The sequence below is a fragment of the Arenimonas sp. genome (assembly GCF_041919775.1).
Lineage (GTDB): Bacteria > Pseudomonadota > Gammaproteobacteria > Xanthomonadales > Xanthomonadaceae > Arenimonas.
Genome location: NZ_JAYRTE010000006.1, coordinates 42,032 through 56,353 on the forward strand (window position 1 = coordinate 42,032; position 14,322 = coordinate 56,353).

General features: G+C 69.5%; 16 protein-coding genes. 13 read left to right on the forward strand and 3 right to left on the reverse strand.

Translation table 11 applies throughout. From position 1 onward, the window contains the following. Positions 1-78 precede the first annotated feature (78 nt). From ACE3TE_RS05575 to ACE3TE_RS05590, 4 genes are read left to right on the forward strand one after another with little or no spacing between them, the layout of a single operon-like run. Positions 79-315, forward strand: coding sequence for a type II toxin-antitoxin system ParD family antitoxin (locus tag ACE3TE_RS05575; RefSeq protein WP_374602970.1), 237 nt, complete (start codon positions 79-81; stop codon positions 313-315). Next, entirely contained in the window at positions 312-638 is a 327-nt protein-coding gene (locus tag ACE3TE_RS05580) for a type II toxin-antitoxin system RelE/ParE family toxin (RefSeq protein ID WP_374602972.1), read from the forward strand. Before ACE3TE_RS05575 ends, ACE3TE_RS05580 begins: the two co-directional genes overlap by 4 nt. Beyond that, positions 635-1,828, forward strand: coding sequence for a 2-methylaconitate cis-trans isomerase PrpF (gene prpF, locus ACE3TE_RS05585; protein ID WP_374602973.1), 1,194 nt, complete (start codon positions 635-637; stop codon positions 1,826-1,828). Before ACE3TE_RS05580 ends, prpF begins: the two co-directional genes overlap by 4 nt. Positions 1,829-1,885: 57 nt before the next feature. Then, complete coding sequence (locus ACE3TE_RS05590) at positions 1,886-2,575, forward strand: SDR family NAD(P)-dependent oxidoreductase (RefSeq protein ID WP_374602975.1); 690 nt, start codon at positions 1,886-1,888, stop codon at positions 2,573-2,575. Here the strand turns inward: ACE3TE_RS05590 and ACE3TE_RS05595 are convergent, their stop codons facing one another. Together ACE3TE_RS05595 and ACE3TE_RS05600 are read right to left on the reverse strand one after the other, a co-directional pair. Beyond that, a complete protein-coding gene (locus ACE3TE_RS05595; RefSeq protein WP_374602977.1) occupies positions 2,576-3,238 on the reverse strand; it encodes a hypothetical protein in 663 nt (220 codons plus the stop codon). A gap of 88 nt (positions 3,239-3,326) precedes the next feature. After that, the gene (locus ACE3TE_RS05600) at positions 3,327-3,827 is read right to left on the reverse strand and encodes a DUF3293 domain-containing protein (protein ID WP_374602978.1); all 501 of its coding nucleotides are present in this window, start codon (positions 3,825-3,827) and stop codon (positions 3,327-3,329) included. A gap of 75 nt (positions 3,828-3,902) precedes the next feature. Here ACE3TE_RS05600 and ACE3TE_RS05605 point away from each other — a divergent pair, with 75 nt between their 5' ends. Next, the gene (locus tag ACE3TE_RS05605) at positions 3,903-6,275 is read left to right on the forward strand and encodes an alpha/beta hydrolase fold domain-containing protein (protein WP_374602980.1); all 2,373 of its coding nucleotides are present in this window, start codon (positions 3,903-3,905) and stop codon (positions 6,273-6,275) included. Here the strand turns inward: ACE3TE_RS05605 and ACE3TE_RS05610 are convergent. Continuing rightward, positions 6,235-7,446, reverse strand: a complete 1,212-nt coding sequence (locus ACE3TE_RS05610; RefSeq protein WP_374603173.1) for an aminotransferase class V-fold PLP-dependent enzyme — start codon at positions 7,444-7,446, stop codon at positions 6,235-6,237. The two genes, ACE3TE_RS05605 and ACE3TE_RS05610, sit on opposite strands and share 41 nt — an antisense overlap. Before the next feature lie 158 nt (positions 7,447-7,604). On the opposite strand from ACE3TE_RS05610, the gene egtB reads away from it, so the two are divergent. From egtB to ACE3TE_RS05650, 8 genes are all read left to right on the forward strand, one after another. Beyond that, positions 7,605-8,849 carry an ergothioneine biosynthesis protein EgtB gene (egtB, locus tag ACE3TE_RS05615; RefSeq protein ID WP_374602982.1) on the forward strand — a complete coding sequence of 415 codons (1,245 nt, stop codon included), beginning with the start codon at positions 7,605-7,607 and terminating at the stop codon, positions 8,847-8,849. After that, a complete protein-coding gene (egtD, locus tag ACE3TE_RS05620) occupies positions 8,846-9,820 on the forward strand; it encodes an L-histidine N(alpha)-methyltransferase (RefSeq protein WP_374602984.1) in 975 nt (324 codons plus the stop codon). The genes egtB and egtD overlap by 4 nt, the downstream gene beginning before the upstream one ends. Before the next feature lie 123 nt (positions 9,821-9,943). Beyond that, a complete protein-coding gene (locus ACE3TE_RS05625) occupies positions 9,944-10,792 on the forward strand; it encodes an N-formylglutamate amidohydrolase (RefSeq protein WP_374602986.1) in 849 nt (282 codons plus the stop codon). Continuing rightward, positions 10,792-11,967 carry a flavohemoglobin expression-modulating QEGLA motif protein gene (locus tag ACE3TE_RS05630; RefSeq protein WP_374602988.1) on the forward strand — a complete coding sequence of 392 codons (1,176 nt, stop codon included), beginning with the start codon at positions 10,792-10,794 and terminating at the stop codon, positions 11,965-11,967. Before ACE3TE_RS05625 ends, ACE3TE_RS05630 begins: the two co-directional genes overlap by 1 nt. Beyond that, positions 11,967-13,037 carry a hypothetical protein gene (locus tag ACE3TE_RS05635; protein ID WP_374602990.1) on the forward strand — a complete coding sequence of 357 codons (1,071 nt, stop codon included), beginning with the start codon at positions 11,967-11,969 and terminating at the stop codon, positions 13,035-13,037. Before ACE3TE_RS05630 ends, ACE3TE_RS05635 begins: the two co-directional genes overlap by 1 nt. Before the next feature lie 65 nt (positions 13,038-13,102). Continuing rightward, the gene (locus ACE3TE_RS05640) at positions 13,103-13,684 is read left to right on the forward strand and encodes a DNA-deoxyinosine glycosylase (protein WP_374602992.1); all 582 of its coding nucleotides are present in this window, start codon (positions 13,103-13,105) and stop codon (positions 13,682-13,684) included. Beyond that, positions 13,681-13,818, forward strand: coding sequence for a hypothetical protein (locus ACE3TE_RS05645; RefSeq protein WP_374602994.1), 138 nt, complete (start codon positions 13,681-13,683; stop codon positions 13,816-13,818). Before ACE3TE_RS05640 ends, ACE3TE_RS05645 begins: the two co-directional genes overlap by 4 nt. Before the next feature lie 185 nt (positions 13,819-14,003). Beyond that, positions 14,004-14,315, forward strand: a complete 312-nt coding sequence (locus ACE3TE_RS05650) for a hypothetical protein (protein ID WP_374602996.1) — start codon at positions 14,004-14,006, stop codon at positions 14,313-14,315. Positions 14,316-14,322 lie beyond the last annotated feature (7 nt).

Below are 14,322 nucleotides of genomic sequence, written 5' to 3' on the forward strand. Positions count from 1 at the left end.
GGCGGGGCTGTTGGCGGATTGCCGGGGTCCGGGGAGCGGCGTAAACTCCTATGGCAATCTTTGCCATAGGAGCCTGCCGTGGCCACCATGAACATCTCGCTGCCCGATGACCTCAAGGCCTTCGTCGATGCCCAGGTGGCTGAGCACGCCTACGGCTCGAGCAGCGAGTACCTGCGCGAACTGATCCGTAAGCAGCGGGACGTCGAAAAACTGCGCGGCCTGTTGATGGATGGGCTCAATTCGGGGCCGCCGATCCCGATGGAGGCTGATTTTTTCGACAAGTTGCGTGAAAAGGCCCGGGCAAGGGCCAGGTGAGGCAGGTCAGATGGCAGCCGCTTGCGCTTGGCGACGTTGCCGAGGCGGCGGCCTGGTACGGGCTGCAGGGCGACGCCGCGCTCGAAATCGCGTTCGCCGATTCGCTCGAAGTGGCCATAACGCGCATTGCACGTAACCCGGGCATCGGGTCCGGCCGCTATGGCGAGCTGCTCCGGATTGAAGGCCTGCGCCATTGGCCGCTCAGGAAGTTCCCCCACCTCGTTTTCTATTTTGATCGCGAGCCCTATCTGGATGTCTGGCGTGTCCTGCAGTCGCAGCGCGACGTCCCGGCCTGGATCGCAACTCCACAGGAATCCCGATGACCCACGCACCCCAACTCAAGATCGCCGCCACCTACCTGCGCGGCGGCACCTCGAAGGGCGTGTTCTTCCGCCTCGAAGACCTGCCCGAAGCGGCGCGGATTCCCGGCCCGGCGCGCGACGCGCTGCTGATGCGCGTCATCGGCTCGCCCGACCCCTACGGCAAGCACACCGACGGCATGGGCGGCGCCACCAGCAGCACCAGCAAGTGCGTGATCATCAGCAAGGCCAGCCAGCCGGGCCATGACGTCGATTACCTCTACGGCCAGGTGTCCATCGACACGGCCTTCGTGGATTGGTCGGGCAACTGCGGCAACCTCAGCACCGCGGTCGGTCCGTTCGCCATCGCCAACGGTTTCATCGACAAGTCGCGCCTGCCGGAGAACGGCGTGTTCGCGGTGAAGGTGTGGCAGGCCAACATCGGCAAGACCATCGTCTGCCACGTGCCCATCACCAACGGCGAAGTGCAGGAAACCGGCGACTTCGAGCTCGACGGCGTCACCTTCCCGGCGGCGGAGATCGTGCTCGAGTTCATGGACCCGGCCGACGACGGCGAGGACGGCGGCGCGCTGTTCCCGACCGGCAAGCTGGTCGACACGCTCGAGGTGCCCGGCGTCGGCAGCTTCGAGGCCACGATGATCAACTCCGGCATCCCGACCATCTTCGTGCGCGCGAAGGACATCGGCTACACCGGCACCGAGCTGCAGGACGCGATCAACGGCGACCCGGCGGCGCTGGCGCGCTTCGAAGCCATCCGCGCCCACGGCGCGGTGCGCATGGGGCTGATCGGCGATGTCTCCGAAGCGCCGAAGCGCCAGCACACGCCCAAGATCGCCTTCGTCGCCCCGGCCACCGACCACGTCGCCAGCAGCGGCAAGGCGATTGCTGCTGGCGACATCGACCTGTGCGTGCGCGCGCTGTCGATGGGCAAGCTGCACCACGCGATGATGGGCACCTGCGCGGTGGCCATCGGCACCGCTGCCGCCATCCCGGGCACGCTGGTGAACGAAGCGGCCGGCGGCGGCGAACGCCAGGCCGTGCGCTTCGGACACCCCAGCGGCACCCTGCGCGTGGGCGCCGAAGCCACGCTGGTGGACGGCCAGTGGCAGGTGCGCAAGGCGATCATGAGCCGCAGTGCCCGCGTGCTGATGGAGGGCGCGGTACGGGTGCCGGCCGATACGATCGCGTCCTGACCGGCCGCAAACACCGCGTCGGTTAACATGGCCGGCATCGGAACCAGGAGCCACGCCATGTCCCTCAACGGAAAAACCATCGCCGTCACCGGCGCCTTCGGCAGCCTCGGTACCGCGGTCGTGAAGGCGCTGATCGGGCAGGGCGCCACGGTGGCCGCGATCGATCTGGCGCAAGCGCCGCGCGAGCCCGGCAGCCTGGGCGACGCCCATCTCTACGGCGGTATCGACCTGGCCGATGCCGCGGCGACGCAGGCGGCCTTCGACGCGATTGCCAAGGCCCACGGCGGCCTGCACGGCCTGGTCAACATCGCCGGCGGCTTCGCCTGGGAGAAGGTACAGGGCGGGGCCCTCGACACCTGGGACCGCATGTACCAGATGAACGTGCGCACGGCCGTCGCCGCCAGCCAGGCGGCGCTGGCGCATCTGCCGGACGGCGGCCGCATCGTCAACATCGGCGCCAACGGCGCGGTGAAGGCCGGCGCCGGCATGGGCGCCTATGCGGCGTCGAAGGCCGGCGTGATGCGCTTCACCGAAGCGCTGGCCGAAGAGCTCAAGGGCCGCGGCATCACCGTCAATGCCCTGCTGCCCAGCATCATCGACACGCCGGCCAACCGCGCCGACATGCCCGACGCCGATTTCAGCGCCTGGGTGCAGCCGGCGCAGCTGGCCGACGCCATCGTCTTCCTGCTGTCGGACAAGGCCAGCGCGATCACCGGCGCGCTGCTGCCGGTGACCGGCCGGGTCTGATCAGTCCGCGAGTGGCTGGAACAGCCACTGCGCGTCCTCGGGCACGCCTTCGGACACCGTGACGCGGATGGACTTGGGGTATTGCTTCCCTGAAGGTCCCGCGCGCAGCTCGGTCACCTCGTTGCGCATCAGGTTCCAGTCCGGCTTGAACTGCGCCGCGTAAACCGTGGTCTGCTCGAAGTTGTCGTCGCCTTCGCCGGTGTACATGCCCATCTTGCATTCGGCTTCCAGCGTCGCCGCCTGCGAGACGTTGACGTACTGGTACCAGCTGCCCTTCGTGGCGCTGCCCTGGCCATGGCTGGCCTGCCAGGCCAGCATCTCCGGCGAGCTGACCAGATGCAGGCTGCCCAGCTCTTCCATCGCGTAGTCGTCGGCCGCCACGAACAGCGAGGTCGGCGTGAACGAGGCGAAGCGCTCGCTCACTATCGGTTCGCCGCTTTCAAGACAGGACGGGAAGGTGGTGCCCAGGGTCTGCTCGGTGCTTTGCACGGCCGGCAGGCTCAGTTCGACGGTGCCGTCCGCGGCCACCGTGCCGATGCGCAGCGGGCCCGCCGGGTCGTAGCTGAAGATGTAGGCCTCGCCCTTGTCCCAGCCGGCGATGCGGTCGGCGGCGAAGGCGGGCTGCAGGGCAACGAGGGCGAGTACGAGCAGGGCCTTGCGCATGGCGGCATTCCTGGGCGATTGCGACCGTGAGTCGGCCAATACCCCTGCTACGCAAACCGGGCGCGCTCTCCGCCACCGGCGTGCCCGTTCATCCCGCGCTGGCGTCCGGAATCACGCCCTCGGGCCAGCAGGGCTGTTCGCCGCTGCCGGCCAGCGGGTAGTCGCAGCCGGCCAGGCCGGGCCTGCCTTCGCCATCGATGCGTACCCAGGCGGCCTGGCGGAACTGCCGGGCCAAGTGGTCGAGCACGGCGTCGTCGCCGCCCAGCACCAGGAAGCCGGGCTCGTTCCAGCTGCCGTCCTCGCTGCCGCCGTCCGAGGCCACGCGGACCAGGCCGAGTTCATCGATCGCCGCGCGCAGCGCCTCGTTCGCCGCTGCGTTCCGCGCGGATGACTGTTCTTGGCCGAAGGGGTTCTCGCCGGTGACCAGGCCGCCGTGGCGGGCGCCGTGCTTCGCCATCAGCGCCGTCATGGCCGGGTTTGGCTCGCCGATGCGCAGGGCGATCACCTCGCCGTCAGCGTGCACGCGGTAAACCGCTTCGGCAAAGGCCTGCATCATCGCGGCCGGCGGTGGGTGGCGTGGCGTGTCCATGCTGGCGATTCTAGCCCTGTCGCTGGCGGGCGGACTTTGCCTATGCTGGTTCCCTCACCGGCCCGGACGAACACGATGGCTTCCCCCGACACGCTGCGCGCCGCCCTGCTAAGGACAACGCTGCGGCTGCTGGTGAAGCCGGTGCTCAATCCGCGCTTCTCTCCGGCCTTCCAGCGGCGGTGGATGGGCGCCCTGTCGGGCATCGGGCGACTGCCGCACGGACTGCGAAATACGCCGGGCACGCTGGGCGGCGTGCGCTGCGATACCTGGCTCGACCCGCGCGCCACCGCGGTGCGCGAGGGTGCCGTGCTGTTCCTGCACGGCGGCGGTTACACCACCGGCTCGCCGCGCACCCACCGCTGCCTGGCGGCGTGGCTGGCGCGGGCCAGCGGCGTGCCGGTGCATGTGCTCGATTACCGGCTGGCGCCCGAACATCCGTTCCCGGCCGCGCTCGACGACGCGCTGGCGGCCTACGACGAACTCGCCGCGCGCGGGCCGGTGGTTCTGGCCGGCGATTCGGCCGGCGGCGGCCTGGCGCTGGCGCTGGCCCTGAAGGTCCGCGACACCGGCCGCCCGGTACCGGCGGCGCTCGCGCTGATCGCACCGCTGGTGGACCTGCGCCCGGATTCGCCCCTGCAGCCCGTGCCCGGCGAAGCCCTGCTCAGCCCGGCCTGGGCGCAAGCGAATGCACGCAACTATGCCGGCGACGACACCACCAACCCGCTGGTCTCGCCGCTGTTGGCCGACCTGCGCGGCCTGCCGCCGACGCTGGTGCAGTTCGGCAGCGACGACCTCCTGGCGCCGCAGGCCGAAGCCTTGCTCGAAGCGTTGGCGTCCGCCGGCGTCGACGCCCGCCGCGATTTCACGCCCGGCCGCTGGCATGTCTTCCAGCTGCACGCCGGCCAGCTGCCGTCGGCGGATGCAGCGGTGGCGCGGCTGGCGCAGTTCGTCGCCGCGCGGCTCGACGCCTTGCCGGCGCGTGACACGCCGCGTCGCCACCACACGGTCATCCTGGGCGCGGGCATGTCGGGCCTGTGCGCCGCGATCAACCTGCAGAACGAAGGCCTGCACGACTTCGTGATGCTCGAGCAGGGCGACGGCATTGGCGGCACCTGGTGGGACAACCGCTACCCGGGCGCGCAGGTGGACGTTCCGGCGCCGGCGTATGCATTTTCGTTCGCGCCCAATCCGGACTGGCGCCAGCGATTCGCCGACGCCCCCGAGATCCAGGCCTACCAGCAGGCGCTGGCGGAAAAACACGGCCTGTCGGCGCGGCTGCGCCTGGGCACGCGCCTGGTGGAAGCGCGGTTCGACGAATCCAGCGCAAGCTGGCACTTTCGCACCGAACGCGGCGAGCGCTTCGAGTCGCGGTATTTCATCTGCAGCACCGGACCGCTGAGCCAGCCGCGCTGGCCCGACATCCCGGGCCTGGACGACTTCCGCGGCGATCGCCTGCACAGCGCGCGCTGGGACCATGGCGTGCCGCTGCAGGGAAAACGCGTCGGTGTGATCGGCACCGGTTCGACCGCCGTGCAGCTGATCCCGCCGGTGGCGGCGCAGGCGGCGCGAATGCACGTATTCCAGCGCACCGCGAACTGGGTGCTGCCGCGCATGGAGCGGCGCTACCGCTGGTTCGACCGCGGGCTGGCGCGGCTGCCGCCGGTGGCGGCCGGCGTGCGGCGCTTCTGGGTGGCCGTGCTGGAACTGGGCCGGCGCGGATTCGATGAGGGCAGCCGCATGCGCCGGATCATGCTGTGGCAGGCGCGACGGCACCTGCAGGCGCAGGTGCCCGACCCGGCACTGCGCGCCGCGCTCACGCCCGACTACCCGTTGGGCTGCAAGCGCATCATCTATGCCAACGACTACTATCCCGCCTTCGCCCAGGGCAAGGCGGGGCTGGTGACCGCGGGCATCGAGCGCATCACGCACACGGGCATCCGCTGCACGGACGGCAGCGAACGGGAGCTCGACGTGCTGGTCTGCGCCACCGGCTTCGAAACCGTGCACCTGCTGCAGTCCCTGCGCATCACCGGGCGCGGCGGCCAGACGCTGGAGCAGGCCTGGCGAGACGGGCCCGAGGCCTGGCACGGCGTCAGCGTCGCCGGCTTCCCGAACCTGTTCCTGATGCTGGGCCCGAACACCGCCACCGGCCACACCTCGACCCTGCTCTACATCGAACCGGCGGTGCGCCACGCCATCGCCTGCATGCGCGCGGTCGAGGCCGGAGGCCACCGCGCCATCGAGGTGCGCGGGGACGTGATGCGAGCCTACAACGCAGGCCTGCAGCAGCGCCTGTCGGGCTCGGTCTGGACCCAGTGCCGCAGCTGGTACCGGATGGAGGGTGGCAAGGTGGTGGCGATTTTCCCGGGCTTCACGGCCGAATACGCCCGGGGTATCGGCGGCCCGGTCAGCGCGGCCTACACGCTGCTCGGGGGCCCTGGCGGCTAGCGCGGGAAAGCGCGTCGGCCACGCGCGTCATGTCGCCGGTGGCCACGTGCAGGTGCGGCGCGATGCGCAGGCGTCCATGGCGGCAGGTGCAGCTGATGCCGGCCTCGCGCAGCGCGGCGTCCGCTGCGGCCAGGAGGTCGTCGGGGGGCGTCAGCGCCATCAGGTGCGGCGCATGGCCACGGCTTGTCCAAGCCGACAGGCCCGCGGCATCGAGGGCATCGTGAAGCGCGTCGGTGCGTTCGCCCAGCGCGGCGGCGATCTTCGCCGGCTCCCAGGCGAGCACCTGCGCCAGGCCGGCAATGGCAAGGGCCAGCCGCACCGGATCGTCCAGGCCACCGGCATCGAAGCGGCGTGCGCCGGCGGCGAAGGACGCGGCGGCATCCACGCCGAAACGCCAGTCCGGCCCGCCGTCGCGGGCGAGCCAGTGGTGTTCGATGGGCCGTCCGTGTTCGCGCCAGCGCGGCGCTACCCACAGGCAGGCCAGGCCGCGTGCACCCAGCAGCCATTTGTAGCCCACCGAGACGATGAAGTCGGGTTGCCAGCGTCCGACATCGGGCGGGACGACGCCCAGGCTCTGGCTGAGGTCGAGAACGAGCGCGATGCCACGCTCGCGCAGCGCCGCGCTGATGCGGTCGAGGTCGAGCACGGCGCCGTCGTCCCAGCGGACCTGCGGCAGGGCGGCGATGCGCAGGCGCGGGTCGGCGGCGATCGCGGCGAGCACCGCGTCGGTCCAGTCCTGGCCGGGCTCGCGGAACACGCCGCGCAGCCGCGCACCGGTGTCGGCACAGCGTTGCTGCCAGCACAGCAGGTTGGACGGGAACTGGCCGTCGAGCACCAGCACGCTGTCGCCGGGCGCCAGCGCGAGACTGTTGGCGGCCGCCGCAAGCCCGAACGCCGCGGACGGCACCAGCGCGATGGCTTCCGCATCACCATCGAACAGGCGCGAGAGCAGCGCGCGCAGGATGTCGCGCTGCTCCTGTGGTGTCGGTGAGACCCGTTGCCAGGGCCGGGCCGCGGCGTCCATCGCCGCCATCGCGGCCGCGTGCGCGCTGCGAAGGCGCGGTCCCTGGGCCGCGCAGTCCAGGTAGAGCGCATCCCCTTCCAGCACGAACGCGTCCGGCGCCTGGTCCATCGGCACGGTGACCGGATCGGGCAAACGCAGCGTCGGCAGGGCGCGTGGCATGGCGACTACTTTACGGCAGCGTGTCGTCCCGGGCCCGCCGGCCGCACCCGCCAGGATCATGCATCGTTCACGCGGCGGCGCTATCCTCGGAAGCAATGCGAGTTCCTACGTCCCAGACCGCAGGAAACCGGGAGCCCCCACCCGAGATGCAAGCGCTGGCCACGCGCTACCGTGAGGTACGCGCGTGTTCGCTGGCGCTCGCGGCGCCGCTGTCGGCCGAGGACGCGATGCTGCAGTCGATGCCCGACGCCAGCCCCGCGAAGTGGCACCTCGCGCACACGACCTGGTTCTTCGAGAAGTTCGTGCTGGGGGCGGATGCGGGTTACGAGCCGGTCGAGCCGCGCTGGGATCTGCTGTTCAACAGCTACTACAACAGCGTCGGTCCCTTCCATGTGCGGGCGCAGCGCGGCCTGCTGTCGCGGCCGACGCTGGCCGAAGTGCTGGACTACCGGCGCGTGGTGGATGCGCGCCTGCTGGACAAGCTCCTGGCCGGCGCCTTCGACGACAGGACGCTGCGGGTGCTCGAGCTCGGCACCCACCACGAACAGCAGCACCAGGAACTTCTGCTCACCGACATCAAGCACGCGTTCTGGCGCAATCCACTGGGCCCGGCCTATCGCAATGACCTGGCCCTGGTGCACGGCGAGCCGCGGGTGGTGCACTGGAACGGCCACGAGGCGCAGCCGGTCGAGATGGGCGCGGCCGCCTGGCCCGGTGCCGGCGACTTCGCCTACGACAACGAATCGCCGCGCCATCGCGTGCTGCTGCCGGCGCATGCGCTGGCCAGCCGGCCGGTTTCCAACGCCGAGTTCCTGGAATTTGTTGCCGAGGGCGGCTACGAGGATCCTGCCCTCTGGCTCAGCGACGGCTGGGACCGCGTGCAGGCGGAAGGATGGCAGCGCCCGCTGTACTGGCACGAGGATGGTGCCCGCGAGTTCACCCTGGCCGGCTGGCGCGAACGCGATCCGCATGCGCCGGTCTGCCACCTGAGCCTTTACGAAGCCGACGCCTTCGCGCGCTGGGCCGGCGCCCGGCTGCCTACCGAGGCCGAATGGGAGCATGCCGCAGGCGGGCAGCAAACGTCGGGAAACCTTCTCGACGCCGACGCCCTGCATCCGCAGGCATGTTCCGGCGACGGGCCCGGCCCGCACCAGCTTTTCGGCGATGTCTGGGAGTGGACGGCTTCGGCCTACACCGCCTACCCCGGCTTCAGGCCGCTGCCGGGCTCGCTGGGCGAGTACAACGGCAAGTTCATGAGTGGCCAGGTGATCCTGCGCGGCGGTAGCTGCGCAACGCCCGCGAGCCACATCCGCGCCAGCTACCGGAACTTCTTCCCGCCCCATGCCCGCTGGCAGTTCTCCGGACTGCGCCTGGCCAAGGACCTGCCATGACCGCCGCCTCCCCCGAAACGGTTGAACTGACCGGCCTGCAGCCCAGCCGCGACGACCTGCTCGGCGACGTGCTCAAGGGCCTGGCCGCGTCGCCAAAGCGGCTGCCGTCGAAATATTTCTACGACCGGCGCGGGTCGGAGCTGTTCGAGGAAATCACCCGGCAGCCTGAGTACTACCTGACGCGCGTCGAGCTGGCCTTGATCGGGCAGTGCGCCGCGCAGGTGGCGGCCGCCGTCGGTCCGCGGGCGCACGTCGTCGAATACGGCAGCGGCAGCGGTCGCAAGACCCGGCTGCTGCTCGATGCACTGGAGGATCCGGTGGCCTACACGCCGGTGGAAATCTCCCGCAGCGCGCTGGTCGGCAGCGTGCAGCGCTTGGACCAGGAGTTCGGGCCGGTGCAGATGCTGCCGGTGCTGGGCGACTTCACCCAACGCATTCCGCTTCCGGAACCCGAGCGGCAGGCGCGGCGGGTGCTGGTGTTCTTCCCCGGCTCGACCCTGGGCAACCTCACCGACGCCGAATCCGTGCGCCTGCTCTCGGCGATGCGCGAAACCATGGGTGCGGAGGGCGCCGCGCTGATCGGCATCGACCTGCAGAAATCGCCGGCGCTGATCGAAGCCGCCTACAACGACGCCGCCGGCGTCACCGCCGCTTTCACGCTTAATCTCCTGGCACGCCTCAACCGTGAACTCGGCGCCGATTTCGACCTCGATGCCTTCCGCCACCGGGCCGTGTACGTGCCCGAAGCCGGCCGCATCGAAACCTTCATCGACAGCCAGCGCGCGCAGAACGTCACCGTGCAGGGCAGGGCGTTCGGATTCGCCGCCGGTGAAGCCATGCAGGTCGAATACAGCCACAAGTACACCGATGAAGGCTTCGCCGCGCTGGCGGCCCGCGCCGGTCTTCGCGTGGTGCACGGCTGGAACGATCCCAGGGACTGGTTCGGGCTGCGGCTGCTGCAGCCGGCCTGAGCAGCACGCGGCTGCGTGCCTGGCCAGCTGCCGCTCAGGTAGCTGCGCTGTTCCTGAAGACGCGCCCTCGCCCCGGCGATGCGCTCATCCGCGAGTCATGCCGGCGCTGGGAGTATCCCGGCCATGCTCAATCCTGACACCAAGAACGAGCTCGCCGCGGAAAACTCCCTGCACCCGGATCCCGACGCAGGTAGCGGCGACTGGCACATCCTCTCCCGACCGGGGCCGGTGCTGGCGACGGCGATCCATGACGGCCACGGCATCCGGCCTTCGTTGCTTCCCTATCTCGCGATCAGCGACGCCGATCGCCGTCGCGAAGAGGATCCGCTGACCGGCGTGCTGTGCACGGTGGGCGATACCGCGGTGCAGGTGCGCAGCTCGCGGTTCGCCTACGACCTCAACCGGCCGCGCGCGAAGGCCATTTCCACGGACCCGGCGGATACCTGGGGCCTGAAGATCTGGCGCGACGACCTGCCGGCGTCCGAAGTCGACGCCTCGCTCGCGCGCTACGACCGCTTCTACCAGGACATCACCCGCCTGATCGAACAGCGCCTCGAGCGCTGGGGCTCGCTGCTCCTGCTGGACATCCACAGCTACAACCACCGCCGCGACGGTGCCGGCGCACCTGCGGCCGACGCCGCCGGCAACCCGGACATCGACCTCGGCGTGACCACGCTCGACCCGGCCCGCTGGGGCGACATGGTCGCGGACTTCACCGCGGTGCTGTCGCGCAGCCAGGCCGGCAATCCCGCCCCGGACGTGCGCCGCAATATCCGCTACCCCACCGGCGGCCACTTCCCCGAGTGGGTGTATGCGCGCTACGGCAGCGACGTGTGCACGATTTCACTCGAGTACAAGAAGATCTTCATGGACGAGTGGACGTCCCAGGCCGACCTGGCGGAGCTCGAGGGGCTGCGCACCGGTCTCGAGCGCGCGGTGGCCGCGATTCGGGGACGCTGGGGGCGCGTCTGATGGAACCTCGGGAACTGCCGCCCGTCGCGGCGGGCGTCGACCGCGAGCTTGCCCGCCTGGACGCGGAGATCGACTGGCTGCTGGCGCTTTCGCCGATCCAGAACGACGTGCTCTGGAGCGGCTTCCGTGACAGCGGCTTCCGGCACATCGGTCCGCTGCGTTACGCCCCGGTGGCCATCGACCTGCATGCCACGCGCGAGGAGCTGCTGGACCTGCCGGTGGAAGACATCGAATCGCCGGTGCTGTCGGCGCTGCTGTCCGAAAAGCAGCGCGAGCTCGACCGCCAGATCGAACTTGTCCGCCTGCGCGGCACCGAGGGCTTCCTGGAGGCCAGCATCGACCTCTTCGGCGGCGTCGAACCGCGCCTGCTCGACCTCGCCCAGCGGATCCTGGACACCGTCGACGGCGGCCACGCACTGCCGGACGACGCCGGCATCGACGACGTGCTGGCCGCCACCGAGGCGGAAATCGCCTGGTACCGCGAACACTGCGAGGGTTTCGCGATCCGGGTCGAGATCGACGACGACCTCAACTCGTCGATGATGGTTTCCCACGGCACCTTCTACATCGACGGCGAGGTGCGGCTGCCCCGCGCGCGCATCCAGCCGCTGATACAGCACGAGATCGGCACCCACATCCTGACCCGCCACAACGGCCACAAGCAGCCGCTCAAACAGCTCGAAGTCGGGCTGGCCCACTACGACCCTTTGCAGGAAGGCCTGGGCGTACTCGGCGAGTACCTGGCCGGATTCCTGCCCGGCGAACGCCTGCGCACGCTGGCCGCGCGCGTGGTCGCGGTGGACTTGGCGATCAACGGCGCCGACGTGCCGGCCATCTTTGGGCACCTGCACGAGGACCACGGCTTCGACGAGGACGAAGCCTTCGACACCGCCGTCCGGGCCCTGCGCGGCGGCGGGCTGACCAAGGACGCGGTCTACCTGGCCGGCCTTCGCGACCTGGTCGAATACCTGCACAAGGACGGCGATTTCAAGCGCCTGTTCGTCGGCAAGTTCGCCCTGGCCCAATGCCGCAGCCTCGACAAGCTGGCGGACGAGGGCTGGCTGCATGCGCCCGAGCTGATGCCGCGCTACCTGTCCGACCCCGCCGCGGTGCAGCGCCTGCAGGCCTGCCGGAACACCCCGGTCGAAGAACTCTTCCACAAGGAGCCGTGCTGATGATCGCCCCGGAAAAACCCGTGATCTCCATCGGATTCGTCATCAACGACATGGCGACCGAGAAGAACAACTACACCACCATCCGCCTGGCCCGATCGGCGATCAGTCGCGGCCACGACGTCTGCCTGATCGGGCTGGGCGACTTCATCTATTCCGCCGATGGCAGCATCCACGCCAATGCCCACCGGCCTTCGGGAACGGATTACGAGGACGACGACGCCTTGCTCGCCGACCTGCAGGGCAAGGACGCCCGCATCGAGCGGGTGAAGGTGGACGAGCTGGACGTACTGATGCTGCGCAGCGACCCGGCCGAGGAGCTCGACAAGCGGCCCTGGGCGCCGAACAGCGGCCTGCTGTTCGCCCAGCTGGCGGTGCTCAAGCACGTCATCGTGCTCAACGATCCGGTGCACCTGACCGATGCTTCCAACAAGACCTATTTCCAGCACTTCCCGGAAACCGTGCGGCCGCTCACCTGCATCACCCGGGACACCGACGAGATCAAGGAGTTCATCAAGGCCAACGACGGCAGCGCGGTGATCAAGCCGCTGCAGGGCTCCGGTGGCCAGAGCGTCTTCGTGATCACCCCCGAAAGCGGGGGCAACCTCAACCAGATGATCGAGGCGGTGACGCGCGACGGCTACGCCATTGCCCAGGAATACCTGCCCGAAGCGGCCAAGGGCGACTTCCGCCTGCTTATGCTCAACGGCCGGCCCCTGCGCGTGGACGGCACCTATGCCTGCATCCGCCGCTACAACGACTCGGGCGATGCCCGCAGCAACATCACGGCCGGCGGCAAGTACGAGATGGCCGTGCCGACCGAAAGCGCGCTGCGCCTGGCCGAGATCGTCGGCCCCAAGCTGATGCGCGACGGCATGTACCTGGCCGGCCTGGACATCGCGGGCGACAAGATGATGGAGATCAACGTCGACACGCCCGGCGGCATCACGATGGCCGACGACCTGACCGGCATCGACTTCAGCAGCGTGATCATCGAGGACCTGCAGCGAAAGGTGCAGCTGCGCAACCACTACAACGGCACGCTGACCAATACCGAGCTGGCGATGATGTGATGCGCAGCCCGGCCTCTCCCGTCCTGGAAGGGAATTGCGAAACGCCCGTTTCGCCACCCCGGGGATTGCCGGATGCAAACCCGGCGCTGCCGCTCAAGGGTCTGCCGCCCCTGCTCGGCGACGATGCCCGGGTGCTCGTGCTCGGTTCCATGCCGGGAGCTGAATCGCTGCGCAAGCGCGAGTACTACGCGCATCCGCGCAACCACTTCTGGCGGATCATCCAGGACTTCTACCTGATTCCGCGCGAGCTGCCCTACGGCGTTCGCGTCGAAGCGCTCCGGGGCACCGGCGTCGCGGTCTGGGACGTGCTGGCCAGCTGCCATCGCGAAGGCAGCCTCGATGCCGCGATCGACCGCGCGAGCATGCGCGTCAACGCCATCGACCGCCTCGTGCAGAGCCAGCCCCGCCTCGAGCGCATCGTGTTCAACGGCGCATTCGCCGAACAGGTGTACCGCTCGCACATCCATGCACAGGTGGAATCCGTGCGGCCGGTGTCCACCGTGCGCCTGCCCTCGACCAGCCCCGCCAACGCCACGTTCAGCTACGACCGCAAGCTGGCCGCCTGGCGTGCGGCGCTGCTGCCCGGCTGTGGCACGGAGATTGCTACCGACTTATCGACTCCCCCCAAGCAAAGAGGCAAGCCATGAAGCACAAGGTCGACCATCCGCAGCTCGAGGAGCTGCTGCTCCAGGCCCTGGAAACCGAACTCGGCGGCATCCAGGTCTACACCACCGCGATCGGGTGCGCCGTCAACGACGACCTGCGCAAGGAGTGGAAGTAATACCTGGAGGAAACCCAGCGCCATCGCGACATCCTGCTCAGCGTCTTCGAATCGCTGGGCCTGGATCCGCAGGCGCAGTCGCCGGGCCGCAAGGTCGTCGCCCACCTGGGTCACGCGCTGGTGAAGGCCATGGAGATCGCCCGCGACGAAGGCGATGCCGCCGCCGCGGAGCTGGTTGCCGGCGAGTGCGTGGTGCTGGCGAGTGCGTGGTGCTGGCGGAAACCAAGGACCACCAGAACTGGGAGCTGATCGGCCTGATCGCCGAGAAATGCTCGGGTGACCAGATCACCGTGCTGCGCCGGGCGCGCGAGGCGATCGGCAACGATGAAGACCACCACCTGCTGCACACCACGGGCTGGACCCGCGAGCTGTGGATCAAGTCGCTGGGTCTGCCGGCCGTGCTGCCGCCGCCCGAAGAGGTCAAGAACGTCGAAACCAAGATCGGTGCCTCCCGGGCCGAACAGGCCCGCAACGACATGCTGCGCGGGAAGCACTGAACGCAGC

Bases quoted from the DNA above. Each gene is read 5' to 3' on its own strand.
- ACE3TE_RS05600 (WP_374602978.1), bottom strand. From the start codon at position 3,827: ATGGACACGCCACGCCACCCACCGCCGGCCGCGATGATGCAGGCCTTT.
- ACE3TE_RS05595 (WP_374602977.1), bottom strand. From the start codon at position 3,238: ATGCGCAAGGCCCTGCTCGTACTCGCCCTCGTTGCCCTGCAGCCCGCC.
- egtD (WP_374602984.1), top strand. From the start codon at position 8,846: ATGACCGCCGCCTCCCCCGAAACGGTTGAACTGACCGGCCTGCAGCCC.
- prpF (WP_374602973.1), top strand. From the start codon at position 635: ATGACCCACGCACCCCAACTCAAGATCGCCGCCACCTACCTGCGCGGC.
- ACE3TE_RS05605 (WP_374602980.1), top strand. From the start codon at position 3,903: ATGGCTTCCCCCGACACGCTGCGCGCCGCCCTGCTAAGGACAACGCTG.
- ACE3TE_RS05645 (WP_374602994.1), top strand. From the start codon at position 13,681: ATGAAGCACAAGGTCGACCATCCGCAGCTCGAGGAGCTGCTGCTCCAG.
- egtB (WP_374602982.1), top strand. From the start codon at position 7,605: ATGCAAGCGCTGGCCACGCGCTACCGTGAGGTACGCGCGTGTTCGCTG.
- ACE3TE_RS05630 (WP_374602988.1), top strand. From the start codon at position 10,792: ATGGAACCTCGGGAACTGCCGCCCGTCGCGGCGGGCGTCGACCGCGAG.
- ACE3TE_RS05625 (WP_374602986.1), top strand. From the start codon at position 9,944: ATGCTCAATCCTGACACCAAGAACGAGCTCGCCGCGGAAAACTCCCTG.
- ACE3TE_RS05590 (WP_374602975.1), top strand. From the start codon at position 1,886: ATGTCCCTCAACGGAAAAACCATCGCCGTCACCGGCGCCTTCGGCAGC.
- ACE3TE_RS05635 (WP_374602990.1), top strand. From the start codon at position 11,967: ATGATCGCCCCGGAAAAACCCGTGATCTCCATCGGATTCGTCATCAAC.